Origin of the sequence: Listeria cossartiae subsp. cossartiae (assembly GCF_014224155.1) — a bacterium.
Taxonomy (GTDB): Bacteria; Bacillota; Bacilli; order Lactobacillales; family Listeriaceae; genus Listeria; species Listeria cossartiae.
In genome coordinates, this window is sequence record NZ_JAASUI010000001.1 from 742,450 (window position 1) to 765,560 (window position 23,111).

At 38.2% G+C, this 23,111-nt stretch carries 24 protein-coding genes and 1 riboswitch; of the genes, 17 read left to right on the forward strand and 7 right to left on the reverse strand.

Annotation, left to right across the window (positions count from 1 at the left end; all coding sequences use genetic code 11):
* Nucleotides 1–90 precede the first annotated feature (90 nt).
* The 5 genes from HCJ30_RS03830 to HCJ30_RS03850 all read left to right on the forward strand — a co-directional run bounded on the left by HCJ30_RS03830 (nucleotide 91) and on the right by HCJ30_RS03850 (nucleotide 5,226).
* Nucleotides 91–516, forward strand: coding sequence for a MarR family winged helix-turn-helix transcriptional regulator (locus tag HCJ30_RS03830; RefSeq protein ID WP_185391046.1), 426 nt, complete (start codon nucleotides 91–93; stop codon nucleotides 514–516).
* Nucleotides 517–568: 52 nt separating this feature from the next.
* Nucleotides 569–1,930, forward strand: a complete 1,362-nt coding sequence (locus HCJ30_RS03835) for an MATE family efflux transporter (RefSeq protein WP_185391047.1) — start codon at nucleotides 569–571, stop codon at nucleotides 1,928–1,930.
* Nucleotides 1,931–2,009: 79 nt separating this feature from the next.
* Nucleotides 2,010–2,113: riboswitch (yybP-ykoY riboswitch) on the forward strand.
* 97 nt (nucleotides 2,114–2,210) lie between these two features.
* Complete coding sequence (locus HCJ30_RS03840) at nucleotides 2,211–2,978, forward strand: MeeY/MeeF family manganese export membrane protein (RefSeq protein WP_185391048.1); 768 nt, start codon at nucleotides 2,211–2,213, stop codon at nucleotides 2,976–2,978.
* Between the two features lie 102 nt (nucleotides 2,979–3,080).
* On the forward strand, nucleotides 3,081–3,848 hold the full coding sequence (locus tag HCJ30_RS03845; RefSeq protein ID WP_003729829.1) for a MeeY/MeeF family manganese export membrane protein: 768 nt from the start codon (nucleotides 3,081–3,083) through the stop codon (nucleotides 3,846–3,848).
* A 43-nt stretch (nucleotides 3,849–3,891) separates the two neighbouring features.
* Nucleotides 3,892–5,226 carry a TrkH family potassium uptake protein gene (locus tag HCJ30_RS03850; protein ID WP_185391580.1) on the forward strand — a complete coding sequence of 445 codons (1,335 nt, stop codon included), beginning with the start codon at nucleotides 3,892–3,894 and terminating at the stop codon, nucleotides 5,224–5,226.
* An 84-nt stretch (nucleotides 5,227–5,310) separates the two neighbouring features.
* Here the strand turns inward: HCJ30_RS03850 and HCJ30_RS03855 are convergent, their stop codons facing one another.
* Nucleotides 5,311–5,679 (reverse strand): DUF4064 domain-containing protein, encoded by a 369-nt coding sequence (locus HCJ30_RS03855; protein ID WP_185391049.1) that lies wholly within the window; start codon nucleotides 5,677–5,679, stop codon nucleotides 5,311–5,313.
* Between the two features lie 29 nt (nucleotides 5,680–5,708).
* Entirely contained in the window at nucleotides 5,709–6,740 is a 1,032-nt protein-coding gene (locus HCJ30_RS03860) for an acyltransferase family protein (protein ID WP_185391050.1), read from the reverse strand.
* Nucleotides 6,741–6,925: 185 nt separating this feature from the next.
* On the opposite strand from HCJ30_RS03860, the gene HCJ30_RS03865 reads away from it, so the two are divergent.
* Nucleotides 6,926–7,405 (forward strand): methylated-DNA--[protein]-cysteine S-methyltransferase, encoded by a 480-nt coding sequence (locus tag HCJ30_RS03865; protein ID WP_003729828.1) that lies wholly within the window; start codon nucleotides 6,926–6,928, stop codon nucleotides 7,403–7,405.
* Between the two features lie 15 nt (nucleotides 7,406–7,420).
* On the opposite strand, the gene HCJ30_RS03870 is transcribed toward HCJ30_RS03865, so the two are convergent.
* Entirely contained in the window at nucleotides 7,421–9,598 is a 2,178-nt protein-coding gene (locus HCJ30_RS03870) for an ATP-dependent Clp protease ATP-binding subunit (RefSeq protein ID WP_185391581.1), read from the reverse strand.
* A gap of 164 nt (nucleotides 9,599–9,762) precedes the next feature.
* Nucleotides 9,763–10,374 (reverse strand): CPBP family intramembrane glutamic endopeptidase, encoded by a 612-nt coding sequence (locus HCJ30_RS03875; RefSeq protein ID WP_185391051.1) that lies wholly within the window; start codon nucleotides 10,372–10,374, stop codon nucleotides 9,763–9,765.
* A 145-nt stretch (nucleotides 10,375–10,519) separates the two neighbouring features.
* Here HCJ30_RS03875 and HCJ30_RS03880 point away from each other — a divergent pair, with 145 nt between their 5' ends.
* Nucleotides 10,520–11,299 carry a DUF422 domain-containing protein gene (locus HCJ30_RS03880; RefSeq protein ID WP_185391052.1) on the forward strand — a complete coding sequence of 260 codons (780 nt, stop codon included), beginning with the start codon at nucleotides 10,520–10,522 and terminating at the stop codon, nucleotides 11,297–11,299.
* On the opposite strand, the gene HCJ30_RS03885 is transcribed toward HCJ30_RS03880, so the two are convergent.
* On the reverse strand, nucleotides 11,300–12,823 hold the full coding sequence (locus HCJ30_RS03885; protein ID WP_185391053.1) for a phytoene desaturase family protein: 1,524 nt from the start codon (nucleotides 12,821–12,823) through the stop codon (nucleotides 11,300–11,302).
* 51 nt (nucleotides 12,824–12,874) lie between these two features.
* Nucleotides 12,875–13,144 carry a YkvS family protein gene (locus HCJ30_RS03890; RefSeq protein WP_185391054.1) on the reverse strand — a complete coding sequence of 90 codons (270 nt, stop codon included), beginning with the start codon at nucleotides 13,142–13,144 and terminating at the stop codon, nucleotides 12,875–12,877.
* Nucleotides 13,145–13,452: 308 nt separating this feature from the next.
* Between HCJ30_RS03890 and HCJ30_RS03895 the strand changes: the two genes are divergently transcribed.
* From HCJ30_RS03895 to HCJ30_RS03910, 4 genes are all read left to right on the forward strand, one after another.
* The gene (locus HCJ30_RS03895; RefSeq protein ID WP_003719221.1) at nucleotides 13,453–13,719 is read left to right on the forward strand and encodes a phosphocarrier protein HPr; all 267 of its coding nucleotides are present in this window, start codon (nucleotides 13,453–13,455) and stop codon (nucleotides 13,717–13,719) included.
* On the forward strand, nucleotides 13,719–15,437 hold the full coding sequence (gene ptsP, locus HCJ30_RS03900; protein WP_185391055.1) for a phosphoenolpyruvate--protein phosphotransferase: 1,719 nt from the start codon (nucleotides 13,719–13,721) through the stop codon (nucleotides 15,435–15,437). The genes HCJ30_RS03895 and ptsP overlap by 1 nt, the downstream gene beginning before the upstream one ends.
* A 111-nt stretch (nucleotides 15,438–15,548) precedes the next feature.
* Nucleotides 15,549–16,583 carry a YdcF family protein gene (locus HCJ30_RS03905; RefSeq protein WP_185391056.1) on the forward strand — a complete coding sequence of 345 codons (1,035 nt, stop codon included), beginning with the start codon at nucleotides 15,549–15,551 and terminating at the stop codon, nucleotides 16,581–16,583.
* A gap of 12 nt (nucleotides 16,584–16,595) precedes the next feature.
* The gene (locus HCJ30_RS03910; RefSeq protein WP_185391582.1) at nucleotides 16,596–17,456 is read left to right on the forward strand and encodes an NAD(P)-dependent oxidoreductase; all 861 of its coding nucleotides are present in this window, start codon (nucleotides 16,596–16,598) and stop codon (nucleotides 17,454–17,456) included.
* A gap of 32 nt (nucleotides 17,457–17,488) precedes the next feature.
* Here the strand turns inward: HCJ30_RS03910 and HCJ30_RS03915 are convergent, their stop codons facing one another.
* Complete coding sequence (locus HCJ30_RS03915) at nucleotides 17,489–18,634, reverse strand: aminotransferase class I/II-fold pyridoxal phosphate-dependent enzyme (RefSeq protein ID WP_185391057.1); 1,146 nt, start codon at nucleotides 18,632–18,634, stop codon at nucleotides 17,489–17,491.
* Between the two features lie 219 nt (nucleotides 18,635–18,853).
* On the opposite strand from HCJ30_RS03915, the gene HCJ30_RS03920 reads away from it, so the two are divergent.
* The 6 genes from HCJ30_RS03920 to HCJ30_RS03945 all read left to right on the forward strand — a co-directional run bounded on the left by HCJ30_RS03920 (nucleotide 18,854) and on the right by HCJ30_RS03945 (nucleotide 23,080).
* Complete coding sequence (locus HCJ30_RS03920; RefSeq protein ID WP_008947388.1) at nucleotides 18,854–19,075, forward strand: hypothetical protein; 222 nt, start codon at nucleotides 18,854–18,856, stop codon at nucleotides 19,073–19,075.
* 304 nt (nucleotides 19,076–19,379) lie between these two features.
* Nucleotides 19,380–19,613: a YkuJ family protein gene (locus HCJ30_RS03925; RefSeq protein WP_003719227.1), complete on the forward strand. Its 234-nt coding sequence runs from the start codon at nucleotides 19,380–19,382 to the stop codon at nucleotides 19,611–19,613.
* A 201-nt stretch (nucleotides 19,614–19,814) separates the two neighbouring features.
* Complete coding sequence (cbpB, locus tag HCJ30_RS03930) at nucleotides 19,815–20,267, forward strand: cyclic-di-AMP-binding protein CbpB (protein ID WP_003726554.1); 453 nt, start codon at nucleotides 19,815–19,817, stop codon at nucleotides 20,265–20,267.
* On the forward strand, nucleotides 20,264–21,142 hold the full coding sequence (gene ccpC, locus HCJ30_RS03935; protein ID WP_061387923.1) for a transcriptional regulator CcpC: 879 nt from the start codon (nucleotides 20,264–20,266) through the stop codon (nucleotides 21,140–21,142). The genes cbpB and ccpC overlap by 4 nt, the downstream gene beginning before the upstream one ends.
* A 47-nt stretch (nucleotides 21,143–21,189) precedes the next feature.
* Complete coding sequence (gene dapD / locus HCJ30_RS03940) at nucleotides 21,190–21,900, forward strand: 2,3,4,5-tetrahydropyridine-2,6-dicarboxylate N-acetyltransferase (RefSeq protein WP_003729819.1); 711 nt, start codon at nucleotides 21,190–21,192, stop codon at nucleotides 21,898–21,900.
* Nucleotides 21,901–21,964: 64 nt separating this feature from the next.
* Nucleotides 21,965–23,080, forward strand: a complete 1,116-nt coding sequence (locus HCJ30_RS03945) for an N-acetyldiaminopimelate deacetylase (protein ID WP_185391058.1) — start codon at nucleotides 21,965–21,967, stop codon at nucleotides 23,078–23,080.
* Nucleotides 23,081–23,111: the final 31 nt, after the last annotated feature.

A 23,111-nucleotide genomic window follows, 5' to 3' on the forward strand; every position in this document is an offset into this window, starting at 1 on the left:
GTATTTTTGCAAATAGGTTGTTTTTTTCTTGACAATTTTTTGAAACGCGCTATAATTAGTTAGAATTCTAATTAATAAGGAGGAATACTCGTGAGAAGAGAGAAGACGATGGATACGTTAATTCGTTCGATTATGATTAAATCCAAACGTAAAATGGACGCAAAAGTTGCTCAATTTGGGCTGACAACACAACAAGCTAGAGTTCTTGGATTTTTAAATGATAACGCGGCAAATGAAATTATCCAAAAAGATCTTCAGCGAATTTTCCAAACGCGTGGTGCAAGTATTACTAGCTTGATTCAAGGACTCGAGAAGAAGAAACTGATTTACCGAAAACCAAGTCTTCGTGATGGCCGAGAAAAAGTAGTCATTCTAACAGAGGAAGGCAAGCAGATTGTGGATGAATTTAATGCCTCTTTTCCGCGTGAAGACGATAAAGCGAAGAAAATTCTTTCCGCTGATGAGTATAAAATCTTTATTGATCTACTTAGCAAGATTGACGATAATACCGAATAAAAAAATTTAACTATATAGTTAGAATTCTAACTATTTTCAAGGGGGAACTAAAATGAAACACTCAGATAATTATTATTTAACAAAAGCGAGCATTCCTAAGGCGATAGCGCACTTATCAATTCCGATGATGCTCGGGATGTCAGTAGGGGTCATTTATAACATCGTCAATGCGTTCTTTATCGGTTTGTTGCATGACACATCGATGTTGACGGCGGTAACGCTTGGTTTGCCAATGTTTACGATTTTAATGGCGATTGGAAATATGTTTGGCGTTGGTGGCGGGACGTATATTTCTCGCTTGCTAGGAAAAGAAGATAGTGCGAAGGCAAAGCAAGTTTCCGCCTTTGTTTTATACGGAAGTTTAGTATTAGGAATTATCTGCGCGATTTTACTGGGCTTTTTAATCAATCCGGTTACTCATTTTCTTGGGGCGGATGCAACGAGCTTTTTACACACGAAAAATTATACGTTGGCGCTTCTAATTTGTAGTCCGTTTATTATTGCGAATTTTGCTTTAGAACAAGTGGTTCGGGCTGAGGGGGCCTCACGGGTTTCGATGAATGGAATGCTGATTGGTACGCTTGTTAATTTAGTATTCGATCCACTGCTTATTTTATATTTTGATTTTAATGTGGTGGGGGCTGCAGTTTCGGTAGGATTAGCAAGCTTATTTTCGCTGATTTACTATGCTTGGTATTTAGAGAAGAAAAGTCATTATTTGTCGATTCATTTTAAATGGTTTAAAGCGACAAAAGAAATCGTTCAAAATGTCTTTAAAATTGGCGTTTCAGAATTGCTTTTATCGTTATTCCTCATTGTAACAACGCTCGTTTTAAATCACTATTCGATGCTGTACGGTGAAGGGGTCGTTGCTGGATTTGGTGTAGCGCTTCGGGTGGTGCAGTTACCTGAATTTATTTGTATGGGGCTGTACATGGGAATTATTCCGCTGTTAGCTTATAATTATAGTTCGGGAAATATTGCGCGGTTTGAAAAAGCAATACGGTTTACTGCGATGAGTATCGGTCTTATCGTACTTGTGATTTCGAGTCTTGTATTTATTTTCCGTTTCCAAGTGATGCATCTATTTAGTGACAGTCAAAGTGTGATAACGCTTGGTGTGCATATTATGGTTGCGATGCTGATATCTTCTCTTTTCAGTGGATTTACGGGGCTGTTTACAAGTACTTTTCAAGCAATTGGTAAAGCTATTCCGGCTACGATTATGTCAGTTTCACAGGGGATTATTTTTATTCCAGTAATTATTTTAGGGCAGCATTATTTCGGACTTATGGGCGTGATTTGGTCATTAACAACAACGGAAGTGCTTACATGTTTAATCGGTGTGACACTATTCACAATCCATAATATTAAAATAGCTAGTAGCGCAAAAACGAAAGACTTAGCGGTTTAAAAAGTTTGTGAGAAAAATTAGTTGACGAGAAGTTCTAAATTATGGTATTATTCTCTAGGTAATCATATATCGTTCTTTGACAAATGTCAGAGGGGAGTAGCGCTGATTAGTTTTTAATCAGGATAAAGTCGTCATTACATGATAGAGATATCATCGGTTTTATCACATTTAACTTTAAATGTTAGCGAGACCTTTGCCTTTACGGGCAGGTCTCGCTTTTTTGTTTCTTCAAAATAGGAGATCTTTGACATTTTAATAGAACAAAGGAGGAAAAGAATTAGTGGATACAGCAATGATTTTAGAGTACGGTTGGGTGTTACTTGTCCTGATCGGTCTTGAGGGGATTTTAGCAGCAGATAATGCGGTCGTTATGGCTGTTATGGTCAAACATCTCCCAGATAAACAACAGAAAAAAGCGTTATTTTACGGATTAATGGGTGCCTTTGTTTTCCGTTTTGGCGCATTATTCTTAATTTCCTTTTTGGCAAATGTTTGGCAAGTTCAAGCGCTTGGTGCCGCATATTTACTATATATTGCTATTAGTCATATTTGGAAACATGCAAAAGGAAAAGACGGAGAAAAAGAGAAGAAAGAAAAAGCTGGCTCTGGTTTTTGGATGACCGTTCTAAAAGTAGAGATTGCAGATATAGCGTTTGCAATTGATTCCATGCTTGCCGCAGTTGCCCTTGCAATTACACTTCCAGAAACTGGTTGGGGTCACATTGGTGGGATTGATACTGGACAATTCGCGATTATGTTCTTAGGTGGACTTGTTGGCCTAATTATTATCCGTTTTGCTGCAACTCAATTTGTTAAATTACTAAAAAGCTATCCGAGTCTCGAAACAGCCGCATTTTTAATTGTTGGTTGGGTAGGCGTGAAGCTGGTAATTTATACGTTAGCACATCCAAGTCTTGGGGTAATTCCACACAGCTTCCCTGAGTCAACGCTTTGGAAATTAATTTTCTGGGGTGTGATGATTCTTATTATTCTATGGGGATGGTTCGTTTCCTACCGTAGTAAGAAAAAAGCTGAAATAACTAAATAAGTTTTAACTAACCAGAAGTGCATGATTGTACTTCTGGTTTTACATACAACCAGATGCTGAAATCACAATTTTATGATAGAGTAGAAGGATGGTGAATGAGGAATGGATGTTTCTATTTGGGGCGAATACGCGTTAGTTTTCCTTGTTTTAGTTGTGTTAGAAGGAATTCTTTCCGCAGATAATGCCGTAGTTATGGCAGTTATTGTCAAAGGTTTACCGCACGATAAGCAACGAAAAGCCTTATTTTATGGGTTAGTTGGCGCGTTTGTTTTCCGTTTTGTTGCACTATTTTTAATTTCATTTTTAGTAAAAATATGGGAAATACAAGCCATTGGTGCTGTGTACTTATTGTATTTAGCAATTAAGCATATGTGGCGCCTTAAAAAAGGTAAACAAGAAGAAGTTAAAGAAACATCAGAAGCCAAATCAACGTCCTTTTGGGGTGTCGTTGCTCGTGTGGAATTGACGGATATCGCTTTTGCACTAGATTCGATGTTAGCGGCAGCGGCACTGGTTGTTACTTTGCCAGATTTAGGGAATTTTGATATTGGAGGAATGAACGGTGGGCAATTTATCGTGATGTTCCTTGGTGGTATCGCAGGACTTGTCGTTATTCGTTTTGCGGCCACACAGGTGGTTAAATTATTAGAGCGTTACCCTACACTTGAAACAGCAGCGTTTTTAATTGTTGGTTGGGTAGGTGTGAAAATGGCGGTTCTAACGCTAGCACATCCTTCCGTAGCAATTATTCCAGAAGATTTTCCAGATTCAGCCGTTTGGAAGCTGACATTCTGGTCGGTTATGATAATAATAGGTTTGGGTGGTTATATCATTGCGAGAAAAAAAGAGAAGAAAACCAAAAGAGTTTGAATATGATCAGGAAGTAAAACTACGCAGAAGATTAAAGCTTGTTTTGGCACGCATGACGCCAGTTCAAGTTATTATTGCGTATTATTTTCTGGCGGTGACGATTTCTACCATCGTACTCAGCTTACCGTTTACTTTACAAAAAGGGGTAAAGGTATCGTTTATTGATACACTTTTTACGGCGGCGAGTTCGGTGAGTGTTACTGGTTTAACGACAGTAGATGTAAGTCAGACCTATAGTACGGCCGGAATTTGGGTGTTAATGGCGATTTTCCAAATTGGTGGACTTGGTGTCATGATGATTAGTACGTTTTTCTACTTGATTTTAAAAAGACGGATTGGTTTAAAACAGCGCCAATTAATTATGACGGATACAAATCAGTTTACTATGAGCGGGATGGTGCGGATGCTCCGTGAAATCCTTGTTTTAATTTTTGGTATTGAGCTAATTGGAGCGCTGATTTTAGGGATTTACTTCATTCCGCTCTATCCGAATTTTTGGGATGCGATGTTCCAAGGGCTATATAACTCAGTCTCACTAGTAACCAACGCGGGTGTCGACATTACAGGCAAGTCATTAATGCCATTCGCGAATGATTATTTCGTTCAGTTTATTTCGATTTTATTAATCATTGCTGGGGCGATTGGTTTCCCAGTGTTGCTTGAGACACGCCGATTTTTATTTGAGAAAAACACATTGATTCCGTTCCGTTTTTCCTTATTTGTTAAAGTGACGACGCTAACTTACTTTGTTCTTTTGATTGGTGGGGGGCTGTTGATTTGGTTGTTTGAATATCAGCATTTCTTTAGTGGGCATAGTTGGGACTACGGGTTCTTTAATTCGATGTTCTTATCGGCAACATCACGAAGCGCGGGGCTGCAAACGATTGATAGTGGCGCATTGTCGGTATCGACGTTACTACTCGTTTCTTTCCTCATGTTCATCGGTGCTTCCCCAAGTTCTGTTGGGGGCGGGATACGAACGACAACGTTTGCGATTACGATTTTATTTATTTATTCGGTTATTCGTGGTCGGAAACATGTCTACATTTTTGGACGGGAACTGCATCAGGAAGATGTGCGGAAATCGCTCGCTGTCACGTTAGTAGCAGGGTTCGTAAGTATTTCTTCCATTGTTATTTTAATGCAAACGGAAACCGCCTCGCTCATTGCCGTCATTTTTGAAGTGTTCTCGGCATTTGGTACGACTGGACTTTCGGTAGGCTTAACACCAGATTTATCCACACCAGGTAAATTAATTATTATTGTGTTGATGTTTATCGGTCGGGTAGGAATTATGTATTCGATGCTTAGCTTGCGAAATAAAAACCAGCCTAAAAATGCGATTCGTTTACCAAAAGAGAAAATTATTACTGGTTAAATCAAAAAGTCATTCTGCTAACTACAGAATGGCTTTTTTCGTGCATTAAAAACCCCTTGATCAAAACGACCAAGAGGTTACTAATTAATAATTTGATTTTGGAACTGGTCTTCTGAAAATTCCCATTAAACCAGTTAAAGTGATTAAGATTCCTGATACAATCCAAGCAGTTCCGATAACGAAGAAAAGTACGATACCGATAACGACTAAGATAACACCCCAACCACGTGGCGCTGATTTGATCAAGAGGGAAGCAATTAAAGCAACAACCGATGCGATTAATGTAATCCACCCAAGATTTTCTAACTCATTACCTAATTCACCTGGCAAATAAGTAAACGTCTGTATATAATCTGTGACGGAATCTCCATAGTTAATAATCCAAAAGCCAACTAAAATCCCAATGATAGAGCCAATTAATCCGATGATAATTTCTGGTTTTCTTGAACCCATATTAAAACCTCCTTTTTCTAGCTATACGTTTAATAACTTTCCCGTTTTACTAAGCGGCTAAACACATCCCGCAGCATCGATACCCTAAGTTCAATCACCGGCTGGACGACCGTTTTTACCAATCGGCTGGACAGCAACACCGTTAAGGCAAAGGTAATGATAAATAGTAGTAAAAATGTGGAAGGGTTATATTGAAAGTCAGTCTGGCCACCTTCACGAAAAAATTTAATAAAGAAGCCATGTAACAAATAAACATATAACGTATTTTTACCCCATTTAGTGAAAAATAACCTTTTTCGAGGAATAAAACTGAAGAAAGCGGCAATCGAAGCAAAACTAATGAAATACACAAGCGCCCGTATAAATAGACCGAGCGACTTCACTTCCACAAAGTTCGCATAAGGTTTAGAGCCTAAAAACCACTTATCATTTAAGTTAGGATGAAGCGTGATAAAGGATAAAAGTAAAACAATGAAAATTCCCCCAAGAATCATAGCAAAATGTGTTTTAAGATAGTAAAAATGTTCTTTCCTTAGAAAATAACCAACTAAGAAAAACGGGAAAAATACAAGTGTCCGAGATAAACTCAAATAACCCCCAATAATATCAAAATATCCAGCTACTAACCCAATAAAAAGAGCAATACTTATCGACTTCCACGGCTTAATTTTTGCAAAAACAAAAAGCATTAAATTCCAGAAAAACAAACTAAGTAAAAACCAAAGTGACCACTCTGGATCAAGTAGTTTAATAGAAAGGCTGTCTTTACTTAAAAGAAAATAATAAAAAATACTATATATTAGCTGAAAAAACACATAAGGTAAAATGAGCTTTTTCATCGTCTTTTTTAAATAACCAGGCTTACCAAAACTTTTAGCGAAAAATCCGGATATTAGCACGAAAGCAGGCATGTGAAACGTGTAGATATAAATATAAAGCACACGGACACCCGCATAATCCGCGATAAATGTTTGGAGAAAATGCCCGAAAACTACTAGAAAAATTAGAATAAACTTGGCATTGTCGAAATAACTTTCCCGCTTTAAGGCGGTTTGTTCCATAAAAAACAGTCCTTTCTATTCTATGTTGACAAACTATTGTTTATTTTACCCTGAATTCTGTAACGCTTATCCAACAGTTAAGTAACAAAAAGTATCAAATATTAACAGGGCATGACAGCTAGTTGCGAATGGAAGAGGGACGTGCTATCTTTAGAATAATAACTTAAGAGGAGAGGAGCGACAGAATGCTAAAACAACAAAAATCATCGCCAGTGGGTGATTTATTTATAACTATTGATGAAAAGTGGATTAGGAATATTTCGTATGACGAGCCAAAAAATTGGGAACTTCTAGAAGGAACTATAATAGAAAAAGAACTTTTTCAAGCATTAACTACCCAACTAGATGACTATTTTGAAGGCAAGAGAGAGCATTTTGATTTGCCGGTGCTCCTTAAAGGAACCGATTTTCAACAAAAGGTTTGGCAAGCATTGAGTGAAATTCCGTATGGGGTTGTTGTGAGTTATAAAGATATTGCGATTTCAGCAGGTAGCCCTAAAGCTGTGCAAGCAGTAGGGCAAGCGAATCGCGCTAATCCAATTCCGATTATTATTCCATGTCACAGATGTGTGAAAAGTAATGGAGAGCTTGGGGGCTATAATGGGGCGGATGTAGATAAGAAACAATATTTACTTGCATTAGAAAAAGGCTTGAGTTTAAGTTAACTCAAGCCTTTTTTATTACACTGTTACTTGTTCTGTTATAGTAATTTCTTTATTATCGTTAAGGGTTGCAACGAGATGTTTTGCTTCTGGTTGTTCAATTAAACTGTCGGCAATGGCATCTTCTAGGTGTTCTTGGATAGTCCGGCGTAGTGGTCGTGCTCCGAATTTAGGGTCATAACCAAGGTCAATCAAATGTTCTTTTACTTCTTTAGAAACATCGATTGTCACATCTTCTTGAGCGAGCATTTCATTTAAATCAACGAGCATTAAGTCGATGATTTGTACTAAATCGTCTTTTTCTAGGGATTTAAATTCAATGACGCTGTCTAGACGGTTTAAGAATTCTGGTTTGAAGTATGCGCCTAATTTTGCTAAGATGTCAGAACCTTTTTCAAGTTTTGATTCGGTTGTTGTATTAAAGCCGACAGAAGCTTCTGTGTCAGTTGCGCCAGCGTTACTTGTCATAATGATGACTGTATCTTTAAAGCTCACTGTACGTCCTTGTGAATCAGTTAGTCGACCGTCTTCTAAAATTTGCAGGAACATATGTTGAACGTCTGGATGTGCTTTTTCAATTTCGTCTAAAAGAATAATGCTATAAGGATTGCGACGAACTTTTTCTGTTAATTGACCAGCTTCTTCGTGACCAACATAGCCTGGAGGAGAACCGATTAATTTAGAGACGCTATGTTTTTCCATGAATTCACTCATATCTAAACGAATCATCGCTTCACTAGTACCGAAAAGTTCACGAGCAAGTGTGCGACCAAGTTCTGTTTTTCCGACCCCAGTTGGTCCAACGAATAGGAAGGAGCCAATTGGTCGGTTTTTCGATTTGAGGCCGACGCGGCTACGGCGAATCGCTTTAGCAACTTTTTTCACAGCATCTTCTTGACCAATTACTTTACCAGTTAAGTTGCTCTCTAAGTTTTTCATTTTGGATTGTTCGTCTTCTTGTAAACGTCCTACTGGAATGCCAGTTTTTTCCTCAATGATTGCTTGGATGTCGGATGCTTGGATGACTGGGCGTTCTGAGAATGAGTTGCTTGTTTTGTTTTCTTCTAGTCGAGTAATTTCGTCCCGAACTTTGGCTGCTTTTTCGTAGTCTTCCATTTGAAGAGCTTGATTTTTTTCGTCTTCTAAACGGGCAACGCGTTCGCTCACAGTGTTTTCGTCTAGTTTTTCAATAGATAGATTGTATTTGGAACCAACTTCATCCATTAAATCGATGGCTTTATCTGGTAAATGACGATCTTGGATGTAACGAGCGCTTAATTCAACTGCAGCTGATAATGCTTCTGGTGAATAAACGACTTCATGGAAATCTTCGTATTTTGGTTTTAAACCATTTAAAATAGTTAGCGTTTCTTTTGTGGATGGTTCATTTACTGTCACTGGTTGGAAACGACGCTCAAGTGCGGCATCTTTTTCGATAGTGCGGTACTCTTTTAGTGTTGTTGCACCAATCATTTGTAAGTCACCACGTGCGAGTGCTGGTTTTAAAATGTTGCCAGCATCCATCGAACCCTCTGCGGAACCAGCGCCAACGATTGTATGGACTTCATCGATAAAGAGAATCGTGTTTTTACGTTCTTGAAGCTCTTTAATTAGTTGTTTCATACGTTCTTCAAATTGACCACGGATACCTGTCCCAGAAACAAGGGAAGCCACATCGAGCAAAATAACTTCTTTGTTCATTAGTTTGCTTGGAACATTTCCTGCGACAATCGCATTTGCAAGTCCTTCGACAACGGCAGTTTTACCAACACCTGGTTCACCAATGAGAACAGGGTTGTTTTTATTCCGGCGATTCAAAATTTCAATGACACGTTTAATTTCTTTGTCACGACCGATGACTGGATCTAATTGATCATTTTTCGCCATATCGGTTAAATTTGTCCCGAATTCATCTAGTAAACCATTTCCACCGCCACTAGTTTGTGTTTGTACTTGTGGATTTGCTTGGCTTCTTTGTTCGCGGCCAGCTTGGTTTGCTGCAGCGCCACTTAATTGACGGAAAATATCATCAAACGGAGAGCCGCCAGTATTTGGAAATTCATTCGCGCCAAAGTTTGCTTGATTTCTAACTTCGGCATAACAAGAGGCACAAAGCGGCATTTCTACACGCTTGCCATTAATATTCATATATAGTTGGATAGTTGCTTGATTTTGATTACATTTTTCACAGTTCATCATTAATTTCCTCCTTTTAAAAATGAGAAATGAAAGGTCTTGACTTTGACTATATTTGACCTTATGAATCTATTATATACTGACCTATTTTGACTTTCAAGTATTTTGCTTCAAATTTTTGTGAAAAAAAACACCCCTGTAAAAGGAGTGTTTCTGGGTTATTTTTAATAAATTGGTAGTGCCGCGAGTAGTAAAAAGGCAAAGGTTAAATGCGACATATACAACATCAGTAGGCTTGGACGATACGAATACATAATGTTCCATGCGAGAGATGCAACAAAAATACCAATAATAGCCGCAAAATTACCACTTGGAAGCATCATCGCCATACAAAGTAACGCTCCAAAAATGTTAGAAAACCATGGATTAAAATAATGGTTTAACCGTTTCAATACAAAGCCACGCCAGAAAACTTCCTCACCAGGGATAATAGCGACAATCAGTAGCAACCAAATCACCCATGAATGCGTCGAATACTTATTAAAAGCAGCTTCCACAGAATTATCTAGACCACCTGGCATTACTTTTAGAATAAAGGCGCCTATGTAAAAAATAATATAAAGGACAATTCCGGAAAAAATTCCTGGTAAAATGCCTTTAACGAACGAAAATTCCTTTTTTAAATCATCATTAAAAATCACAAAACTAAGTAAAAATAACATCCCAGCTCCATATAGATACCAAAAAACACGAGGGAACTGATAGGTTAATATAACAAGTAGGGCGCATAAAATGAGTCCCAGTACAAGTTTATAATCGATCTTGATGCTCTTCAAAATACTTTACACCTCTTCTTAACAATTACTTCTCATACTACTTTAAAACAAATGAAATCGTTTGGCAACAATTAAACAAAAGATAAGATAAAAGTTGTGCAATTTAATAAATCCTATATAATTAAAAAATAGGAGTGGTTCATAGATGTTAGAAAAAAACTACAAATTTTTACTTTGGATTTATATATTCTGGTTTTTAGGCAGTGTATTGCTTGTTTCCTTGCATATTATTCCACCAGAGTTAACGGCGATTCAATCGTTATTTTTAGTCTTTACTGGTGTGTTTGCGGCTGTTTTCTTTATTATGCAATATGGTAAATGGCTAGGTTCGGCAATCACGTTACTTATCTTTGTGGTGAGTACTTGTATCGAGTGGATGCAGTTGAGTTATACGGATGAGTATATCGGTTCTGCGCTGGGTGGAAGTGTATACGGGATTCCGGTTACGATGGGCTTTATCTGGGTCGGGATGGTTGCGGGTACACACATTATCGCTCGAGAAATTACGCTAAAAATTAATATTGACTGGATTCGCGGCGGGATTTATTCCTTTATTGCTGCAACGATGGTGATGATTTTTGAAGTGTTGATCGAGCCAATCACGATGCAATCCAAACAACTATACATTACGCAGAATGGATTCACAATATTGCAACTATCGGATTTTGTTAATTGGTGGTTGTTAGGTCTTATTTTACATTTAATGATTTACTTTATTTTGAGTTTGACGGACAGTTGGGGACGCCTCAAATATCCGGATTTAAAATCAGAAATTGTTATTGTTTATTGGATTATCATTGCCTTTTTCGTATTTTTATCGTTTTATCTTGATTTATGGACATCGATTGCGATTATCATTGTTTCCAATATTATTTTTACGGCTTGTTATTTTTTCAGCCTGGAAAAAGAAAAGAAATCCGAGTAATCATTCGGATTTCTTTTCTTTTTGTAAAAACTTCTGCGTGGCGATTTGGGCATTTTCGATAATAAAAGGAAGGGAGCTACCCGACATTGCGCCGGCGCCAATCACAAATAAATTTTTGAATTTAGGTGATTTTTTCGAAGGGTGCAAGAAGCCATGTTGGCGCCATAAATGTTGCAAACCAAAGATAGCCCCGTATTTAACATGATATTTCTTTTCCCAGTCTATTGGGGTAATAATATATTCTTCTTCAATATAATCTTCTAAATCTGGCACATCTAAACGCTCTTTTACGGTATCTAAAATTAATTTCCGAAAAGCGGGTGTTTCTTTTTGCCAATCGATGTTGCTCGTATTATTTGGGACGGGCACCATAATGCGGACGCTAGAATGATTGATTGGTGCCATCGTATTGTCTGTTGCGGAAGGATTGGTCAAATGAATCGATAAATCTTGGGATAAAATTTTCTTATGTATGGTATTATTCGCAAATTCGCGGTAATTTTTTGGAAAAATAATCGATTGATGCGAAAAAGGCAAGACCGTTTTTAAGCCAAGGTAAATGATAAAAGCGGAAGAGGAATATTCTTTCGTTTCCAATTTGCTCGGCGGTTCATTGGTTAAGGAATAAATAAAATCCAAATTAGTGAAATAATAATCTGCCTCAATTGTTTTACCATTGGCAAGCACGGCGCCTGTAATGTCTTTGCCGTTTGTTTCGAACTCGGTTACTTCGGAATTAAAGAAGAATTTTCCTTTATTCTCCGTAACTACTTGTTGCATCGCCTCGACAATTTTATTTTGTCCACCGATGGGATGGAAGGTGCCGTAGTAGTATTCCGAAAAGGGGATAATACTATAAGCCGCGGGGATATCCCATGGTGACATTCCTAAGTAGCGCATTTGCAACGAAAAAGCGAGACGAAGGTTTCTACTATTAAAATATCGCGCTAAATCATCCATTAAAGATCTTCCAAGCGTCAAACTAGGAATAGCACGCAAAGTTGTCGGGCGGAAAAAATCAAACAACGAACTATAATTAAATTGATTGAGCGGGGAAACATAGAGCATTTTTTTCGTATTTTCTTTCATAAAGCGTTCAAAGCCATCTTCTTCTCCGGGGAAATACGTTTTAATTACGGCTTTTGTTTCAGAATGATCACTATAAAGTGGAAAAGTAATATCTTCAAAATAAAGTGTATGTATTGGATTAATCGGTAAAAGAGAAACATAGTCCAAAATATTTCGATGACAGTCCATAAAAAGAGAAGTCAGAATATGCGTCATCGTGAGCGCAGAAGGACCGACATCGAATGAGTATTTACCCATTTTGTGTAGCGCAGTTCTGCCGCCAATGCGATCATTTTTTTCATAGATGCTTACTTGATAGCCGAGCTGGCTTAGTAACATCCCAGCAGCCAAGCCACCTGGTCCAGCTCCAATAATGGCGATTTTCTTTTTACTCTCCAAATTAAACGCTCCTTTTCCCGTTTTTCTACATATAAAAAACGCAAAAACATAAAGCATTATCACACGGAAATGCTTTATTTTTGCGCACTTAAAAAACTATTTTGTTTATTATTCTTCGGTTTCTTCTTCGTCTTCTTCCACAGAATGAATAATTTGGTAATTTTTGTGGTTTACAACGGTTTTCTCTTCAATACCTAAATCTTTAAAATTTTCCATATAAGTTAAGTCGACAATAACGGAATTTTCATTGAGCTTCTCAACGATTCCTGTTAAGCCATCCTTAAATTCAATAATGTCTCCAACATGTGCTTTTGCCATTGTTATCACTCCTTCAATTTTCGGTGTTGCCACTATCTTGCTGAAAAAGAATGTATGCATTTTTGAACCTTCCTTAAATTCTGCACTAAAAAGCCATTAAAATCAACTATAAGCCATTAAAAAGTGTATTTTAAATAAAAAAGGAATCATTTTGTTAATAAATTTATAGAAAACGCTCCCTTTTCTCTGGCTTATAAAGAAGGAAACAGGGCAGACGGCAAAAAAATATTCTAAAAAATTTTTAATCAAATAGTTGTAACAATAGTTAAAACATGGTACTCTTTTTAATTGAGGGATAGTCTTTTTTGTCGAAATTTTTTCGGCTTAAAAGGTTACAACAAATTTCTTTACAAAGGAGAATGTAAATTATGGAACAAGCAAGTTTTGTAGTAATCGATGAAACAGGAATTCACGCACGCCCAGCAACTCTATTGGTGCAGGCTGCAAGTAAATACAGCTCTGACGTTCAAATTGAATACACTGGTAAAAAAGTAAACCTTAAATCAATCATGGGCGTTATGTCTTTAGGTATTGGTAAAGGCGCTGACATCACTATCTACACTGAAGGTAGCGATGAAAAAGAAGCAATCGAAGGACTAACTGAAGTTCTTAAGAAAGAAGGATTGGCTGAATAATGGCTAAAGAGTTGAAAGGTATCGCAGCATCTGATGGGATTGCCATTGCGAAAGCTTATCTGCTCGTTGAACCTGATCTTTCCTATGAAAAAACAGAAGTTACGGATGTTGAAAGTGAAGTAAAACGTTTTGAAAGCGCGTTAGAAGTTTCTAAAAAAGAACTTTCAATGATCCGTGAGAAAGCTGCTAAAGACTTAGGCGAAGATAAGGCTCAAATTTTTGATGCGCATCTTCTAGTTTTAAATGATCCTGAATTAACAGGACCAATCGAAGAAAGCATTAAAAACGCTAAAACGAATGCAGAAACAGCTTTACAAGAAACGACAGACATGTTTATTGGTATGTTTGAATCTATGGACAACGAATACATGCGTGAACGTGCAGCGGATATTAAAGATGTACGTAAACGTGTTCTTTCTCACTTACTAGGTGTAACTATTCCTAATCCAGCTTTAATTGATGAGGAAGTAGTTGTTGTTGCAGCTGATTTAACGCCTTCTGATACCGCACAACTTAACCGTAACTTTGTTAAAGGTTTCGTGACGGATATTGGTGGTCGTACTTCTCACTCCGCTATTATGGCGCGCTCTCTTGAAATTCCAGCAGTAGTTGGAACAAAAGAAGTTACTGCTAGCGTAGCGAAAAACGATATTGTTATTATTGATGGTTTGGAAGGTAATGTTATCATCCACCCAACAGAAGAACAAATCGCTCACTATGAAAAAATTAAATCTGATTTTGCTTTACAACAAGCAGAATGGGATAAACTTAAAAATGAAAAAACCGTTTCTAAAGACGGTGTTCACGTGGAGCTTGCAGCAAACATCGGAACTCCGAATGATTTAGAAGGTGTTATTTCTAACGGCGGGGAAGCAGTTGGACTTTATCGTACAGAATTCTTGTACATGGGTCGCGACAATTTCCCAACAGAAGAAGAGCAATTTGAAGCGTATAAAGCAGTTGTATCCGGAATGGACGGAAAATCTGTGGTTGTTCGTACATTAGATATCGGTGGCGACAAAACGTTACCATACCTAGAACTTCCTGAAGAAATGAACCCATTCTTAGGATTCCGCGCAATTCGTCTTTGTTTTGCGAATGAAGAATTATTCCGTACACAACTTCGCGCGTTACTTCGTGCAAGTGTATATGGTAACTTAAAAATTATGTTCCCGATGATTGCAACAGTAAATGAATTCCGTCAAGCACGTGATATTTTACTAGACGAAAAAGCGAAACTAAAAGCTGCTGGAACAGAAGTATCTGATTCCATCGAACTTGGAATTATGATTGAAATTCCTGCTGCTGCCGTTTTAGCTGATCAATTTGCAAAAGAAGTTGATTTCTTCTCTATCGGAACAAATGACTTAATTCAGTATACAATGGCTGCTGACCGTATGAACGAACGCGTTTCTTACCTATATCAACCATACAATCCATCCATTTTACGTTTAGTTAAAATGGTAATTGACGCTTCTCATAAAGAGGGCAAATGGACTGGTATGTGCGGAGAAATGGCTGGAGATCAAACGGCTGTACCACTTCTTTTAGGCTTAGGCTTAGATGAGTTTTCAATGAGTGCTTCAAGCATTCTTAAATCTCGTTCGTTAATCAAACGTTTAGATCAATCTGAAATGGTGAAATTAGCGGAAGAAGCTTTAAACAAATCTACAGCAGAAGAAGTTGTAGAATTAGTTGAAAAATATACTGCAGAGTAATCTCTGATGGAAGGCCTAGACATTTTTCGTGTCTAGGTCTTTTTATGTTGTGAAATAGAAGCCTCCCAAGTATAATTGGGAGGAAAGTTAGTTTTAAAGGGGGCAACAAGGTTGGTTATCTACATATTAGCAGGCTTTTTTCTGCTACTTTTCATTGTTTTGTCGATTATAGATAGACGACGAATTAGCAATGGGATTGTTTTGACAATGGCGCTATTTTTTTCAGTGCTTTCGGTTGTTTATGCTACTTTTTCAAAAGGGAATGAGCTACTCGTCTCGATTATGGGAACGGTATTACTTTTATTAGTGTTACTTATTCCGTTTTTTGTTATTGGGATTGCAACGATGCTCATTGTCAACGGGCGGTTAATGTTAAAACGAGAAGGGCGTAAATTAGCCAATATGCTGCCGTTAATTATTGGTCTAGGTATTTTAGCGTTGATTATTACGTGGTTTGTTAGCATTTTAAAAACAGGTAGTCCGATTCTTGGGATTGCGATTGTCTTTATCGTGGCATTAGTTGGTTATTTTTCGTTCTTATTTTTATCGTTTCTTTTATCTACGTTTCTCTACCAATTTAACTTTCCGAGGTATAATCAAGATTTTTTGATTGTGCTTGGGAGTGGCTTGATAGGAGGCGACAGAGTACCACCGCTGCTTGCTAGTCGACTGAATCGCGCAATCAAGTTCTACGACAAGCAATATGCTAAAAAAGGCAAACGGGCGACATTTATCGTTTCTGGTGGTCAAGGTGCTAATGAGACTATTTCTGAAGCGGAAGCAATGCGAGGTTATTTGATTGACCAAGGTATCGATGAAGATTTTATTATTATGGAAGATAAATCAGTGAACACCCTGCAAAATATGAAATTCTCAAAAGCGAAAATGGATGCGATTATGCCAAGTTATCATAGTTTATTTTCAACGAATAATTTTCATTTGTTTCGGGCGGGTATTTATGCAAGAAAAGCTGGTTTGAAAAGTCAGGGAATTGGTGCAAAAACGGCTTTATACTATATGCCCAATGCGTTAATCCGAGAATTTATCGCGATTACGGTGATGTATAAAAAAGCACATCTGATTTTACTCGGTTTATTAGTATTGTTTTTTGTGTTTTTAGGAATTATTGGTATTACTTTTAGTTAGGAGGCTGAAATGATGGAGAAAATTGGATTTGTTGGTACAGGTGTGATGGGTGCGAGCATGGCGGGGCATTTGCTAGAAGCTGGCTATGAAGTATTTATTTATACGCGCACGAAAACCAAAGCGGAAGGGTTATTGAGCAAAGGCGCACACTGGGAAGAAACGCCGGCTGGACTTGCAAGTAAAGTAGATGTATTGATTTCAATGGTAGGTTATCCACAAGATGTAGAAGCCTTATATTTAGGCGAAAATGGCATTTTAGAAAACCTAGCAGCTGGATCTGTTGCGGTGGATATGACGACTTCATCCCCTGCATTAGCGCAAAAAATGGCGGAAGTTGCTATCCAAAAAGAAATTGGAATGCTGGATGCGCCTGTTTCTGGTGGCGACATCGGCGCGAAAAATGGCACATTAGCTATTATGGTTGGCGGAGCAGAAGAGACATTTCTTCAAGTGAAACCAATCTTTGAAATCCTTGGAAGCAGTGTGGTACTACAAGGAACCGCTGGAGCAGGACAGCACACTAAAATGGTCAATCAAATTGCCATTGCATCCAATATGATTGGCGTAACTGAAGCCATCATTTATGCGGAAACGGCAGGACTTAATCCGTCGCGCGTCCTTGAGTCAATTTCTGGCGGAGCAGCGGGAAGTTGGTCGCTTTCTAATTTGATTCCACGCGTATTAAAAGATGATTTTTCACCGGGATTCTTTATTAAACATTTTATTAAAGACATGGGAATCGCGATTTCTGAAGCGAAACAAATGGGACTTGAATTACCAGGCTTACTTTTAGCAGAAAAAATGTACCAAACATTAGCAGAGCGAGGTTTAAGCGAAGAAGGAACACAGGCTTTAATTAAATATTACCGTTAAAAAATAGCCCAACCACTAGGTTGGGCTATTTTTTATTTTTCTATAAAAGCAGCCATTCGGTCTAATGCTTCTGCTAAATTATTAAAAGAAGTAGCGTAAGAAAGGCGGAAATAACGGTCGCCTTTTTCTGAAAAAGCATTGCCGGGAACGACAGCTACTTTGGCTTCTTCCGCTAGTTTAACGGCCCAGTCAAAGGAATTTTCTTGGATCGTATCTGGCAGCTTAACAAAGAAGTAAAATGCGCCATCGGGAGGAATAACAGTAAATCCCATTTTTTCTAAACGGTCTTGTGTGAAATTAGCTCTTGTTTTATACTCAGTGCGCATTTGGAACGCGTCATCTTTTCCGTTTGTAAGTGCTTCTAATGCCGCTTTTTGGGAAATCGAACTAGCGCATGTAACGGAATATTGATGGATTTTTAACATTTCGGTTGTGAGACTTTCTGGGGCAAGCAAGAAGCCTATTCGCCAGCCAATCATCGCATGAGACTTAGATAAGCCATTGATAACAATTGTTTGTTCTTTCAACATTGGCGCGATGCTCACGTGCTCTTCGTGATAGGTTAGTTCGCTATAAATTTCATCAGCAATCACGAAAATTCCTGTATCTTTCAGGACGTCTGCTAGTGCCGCAAGTTCTTCTTTGGTCAAAGTTACGCCCGTTGGATTGGAAGGATACGGTATGATTAAGGCTTTCGTTTTAGGTGTAATATGCGCACGTAATTGTTCCGGTGTTAATTTGAAATTCGTCTCGGTTGTATCGACTTTGATTGGTTGTGCTTTATTCAAAGTAATAAGTGGTTCATAGCCAGGATAAATTGGGTCAGGTAAAATTACTTCATCACCTGGTTCTAAAATGGTTTGCAAGGCAACTGAAATAGCTTCTGTAGCGCCCACTGTGACGATTATTTCTTTATTTGTGTAAGTTAGGTCATATTTTTCGTGAAAGTAGGTAGAGGCCGCTTCTAGCAATTCTGGCATGCCTGCGTTGGGTGTGTAGTTGGTGAAATTTTCTTCTATTGCTGAAATAGCTGCTTGTTTGACATGTTCTGGTGTTGGAAAGTCAGGTTCGCCAAGTGTTAAGCGAATCATATCGGGAATGCCCGTTACTCGTGTATTAAACGTTCTGATACCACTTACTTGGATGTCACGTAATTCTGGTCGAATTGATTTTGTCATTTTCGTCACCTTTCTTTATAAGAAAATCCCGTGAAAATTAGGTGGGAGTAAGCTTCGTAATTTCATTCCATTATAGCTTAAAAAGGAAGAAAAGCAAAATGTCTGAAAATATTACTAAAAACCCTTGCACTTTTATTTGGAATGCTATAAGATAGTTTTAATAATGATAATCATTTTCATTTAGAAGTGATTAGTTAAATGTGGAAGGGGCCGCCGGATATGACTAAACCAGGTAAATATGAAGCTCTCTTTTTTCCAACAAAAGATGGCTTGCTAAAAATACATGCTTATGGCTTTAATCCTTGTGGTTCATGGGGGGAAGTATTCGCAACAATTGGTGATCAAACGATTTGTGTCAAAGGATTCAATCGTCATAAAACCATTGTGCGAGCTACGAAAATGATTATAAGCTCTACCGCTAATCGAAAAAACGAATTTTAATAATCAAAAGACTGTCAAAAAGTGAATGCCTTTTGATAGTCTTTTTTTGGAATGAAATACGCATAAAATTAGGTAAATCGTGTCTTTCTGGTTAATTTAAAATAATTTCTTTTTCTGAATATTTCCAGAACCCTTGCGTTATACGTGCGGTTTGCGATAAAATTTGGTAGTATAGTGAAAGAAATAAGATATGGCGAAGAAACCAACTATGAGGAAATATGTGAAAAAGCATTGCCACGCGTGTACTACAGCAAGGTATGCCCATTTTTGCACGTCAGATGGTGGATTTGAGAGGAGAGGTAAGATGTCTCAGTTATTGGGAATTATTCAACGTTTACATGCAATGCAAGAAGATGAGTCTGCTGAAACACAAGCAAGACGTTTTGAAAAAAATGGTACGCCTGTGTGCGAAGTGAAGTTTTTCCAAGCTTCTAACTCATTTGAAGTAGAAATCTATGGCGACAACAGTAAATATCAGTTTGATGATATTGACATGACGGCTATCGAAATTTTTGAAACATTACAAGAAAACGAATAAGAAGGTAAAAATCGGACAATCCGGTTATTTACTTAGAGGCTGTGAATATTTATTCACAGCTTTTTTTATTTTCAAGCGCTAAATGAAAGAAATCAGACTAAATAGTATGGTAGAATAGGAGATGGAAAAGTTTCGCTTTATTTTAAAAAGTTGAAAGAAACTTCGTAGAGCTTGAAAATACAAGGAAGAGGAAGATTCTAAATGATCTCAAATAGATTTGGACAATTTATTGACAATGAACTAGCTGATTCTATGATTTCCGCTGAAAAGGTTGCCCATGTGCAGCTTGGTAATAACTTAGAACATGCACTACTTGTTTTAACTAAATGCGGTTATTCAGTTATTCCTGTACTAGACTTTGAATTTAAACTCCATGGATTAATAAGTGCAGCAATGATTACGGATGCGATACTTGGACTCGAACGTATCGAGTTTGAACGATTAGAAGATTTAAAAGTAGAAGATGTCATGCAAACTGATTTCCCGGTAATTAAAGATTTTAACAATAACGAGCGAATTGTACACTTACTTGTAGATCATCCTTTTGTTTGTGTTGTAGATGCTGACCACCATTTTGAAGGAATAGTAACAAGGCGTGTTGTGTTAAAACAAGTCAATCGCTATATTCATTTACAGGTGGAGGAAAATAGATGATTGTCACAGAATATGAATTACTTGTTTGTTTAGCGGAAGAACTTAATATGCGTAAAAGTGCGGAAAAGCTCTTTTTAAGTCAGCCAGCTTTGTCACAACGCCTGCAAACAATTGAAAGCAGATGGAACACCAAAATCTTTATTCGTACACAAAAAGGACTATTGCTAACCCCAGAAGGAGAAGCAATTGTTCGCCATGCATCTAGCGTTATTGAGCGTGAGCATACTATCCAAGAGAAACTCGAAGCGATGGAAGGTGTCGTGCGGGGAACACTACGAATTGCCTGTGCGAGCGTAGTTGCACAAATGTGGCTACCGCGCGTCCTAAAAGCTTTCTCAAGAGCCTATCCAAACGTGCAAATTTCGCTTGTCACGGGTTGGAGCAGCGAAGTAACGCAACAATTAGCTGCCGGCAATGTTCATATCGGGATTGTTCGTGGAAATTCCACTTGGAAAAGCGTTCAAAAACCATTATTTAATGACAAATTAATTTTAGTAGACACTGAAATCACAAAAATTGAAGAAGTTTTCCAAACCAATCGACCATTTATCCAATTTCGCAGTGATTCGAATTATTACCAAGTTATTCAAGACTACTGGCAACGTAATTTCGGGAAAATGCCACGTCAAGCAATGCTGATGGATCAAATGGAAACCTCAAGACAAATGGCCTTAAATGGTATTGGTTTTGCGATTTTACCGGAAGTGACGATGTTAGGTTATACGGACAAAATCAACAAAATCCCACTAACAGAAAAAGATGGCTCGATTTTAAGTCGCGAAACGAATTTACTGACTTACGAACAGTCACTCAGTTTACCACAAGTGAAGGCGTTTTTAGAAATAACAGATAAATTCCTTGAACAAGTTAAATAGCTATGGCAAAATAGAAAGCAGAACATATCGGAAGGGGACAAAAATTCATGGAACAAATGGATGCACACCAAATTATTTCTTTTATTCAAAATAGCAAGAAAGCAACACCAGTCAAAGTTTACCTTAAAGGGGACTTAGAAAAAATCGATTTCCCAAGTGATGTAAAAACATTCATTACTGGAAATGCGGGAACTATTTTTGGAGAATGGGCAGTTGTTGAGCCATTATTAGAAGCAAATAAAGCGAATATTGAAGATTACGTGATCGAAAATGATCGTCGTAACTCCGCTATTCCTTTGTTAGATATGAAAAATATTAATGCACGTATTGAGCCTGGCGCAGTGATTCGCGACCAAGTAACAATTGGCGACAATGCGGTAATTATGATGGGAGCAAGCATTAATATCGGTTCTGTTATCGGCGACGGTACAATGATTGATATGAATGTTGTTCTTGGCGGCCGCGCAACAGTTGGTAAAAATTGCCATATTGGTGCAGGTTCTGTCCTTGCCGGCGTAGTAGAACCACCATCCGCACAACCAGTAATCGTAGAAGATAATGTGGTTGTTGGCGCGAACGTTGTTGTTTTAGAAGGCGTACGTATTGGAGAAGGCGCAGTTGTAGCAGCGGGCGCAATCGTTACAAAAGATGTAGCTCCTGGAACAGTTGTAGCCGGAATTCCTGCACGTGAACTTAAAAAATTAGATGCAAAAACAGCGTCTAAAACAGAAATCATGCAAGAACTTCGCCAACTTTAAAAAATCAAAGGGAACTGTTTCGTCTGTTGGCGGAGCAGTCCTTTTTTAGAAGGAGAGAGTCGCCATGTTAAATGAATTTATTGCCATTCGACGTGATTTACACCAAATTCCTGAAACAGGTTACAAAGAGTTGAAAACACAAGCTTATTTATTAGATTATATTAGCAAATTACCGAACGAACATTTAGAAGTGAAAAAATGGCGCACGGGAATTTTAGTTTTAGTGAAGGGATCGAACCCCGAAAAAACAATTGGCTATCGTACGGATATTGATGCCTTACCAATTACAGAAGAAACGGGTTTAGCCTTTGCATCAAAACATCCAGGTAATATGCATGCTTGTGGACATGATTTACATATGAGTATCGCGCTTGGTGTGTTGACGCATTTTGCGAGTAAACCAGCCAAAGATAATCTACTATTCGTGTTCCAACCAGCCGAAGAAGGACCGGGCGGCGCCAAACCAATCATGGAAAGCGCGGAATTTGCTGAATGGCGCCCAGATAGCATTTACGGACTTCATATCGCACCAGAATACAAAGTCGGTGAAATTGCGATTAAACCCGGCTTACTGTTTGCCAATACATCCGAACTCTTTATCTCGTTTAAAGGAAAAGGCGGGCACGCGGCGTATCCGCATTTGGCGAATGATATGGTTGTTGCGGCAAGCGCCTTCGTAGGGCAAATGCAGACGATTATAAGCCGAAATATCGATCCAATGGATAGCGCGGTTATTACGATTGGTCGGATTCACGGCGGGGAAATTCAAAATGTCATTGCGGAAACGGCTTATTTAGATGGGACGATTCGGACGCTTTCACCGGAAACAATGGAGATAGTTTGGACTCGTTTAAAACAGCTTGCTAAAGGCTGGGAAGAGGCTTACCAATGTGAAGTGGAATTTCATCCAGGATCAGATTATTACCAAGTGGACAATGATCCGGCTGAAACCGAAGAATTTATCCACTTTTTAGAAGAACGTTATCCTGAAAGTTATGTGCCAGCACGTTCGGCGATGACTGGCGAAGACTTTGGTTACTTTTTATCCGAAATTAAAGGGTTTATGTTTTGGTTGGGTGTGGATTCGGAGTACAGTTTGCATCACGCGAAACTTAATCCAAAAGAAGAAGCGATTCCATTTGCCATTGATGTATTAGTGCAATTTTTGGAAAGTAAATAAAAAGACGTAAATTCGTTCTCGAAATGAGCGA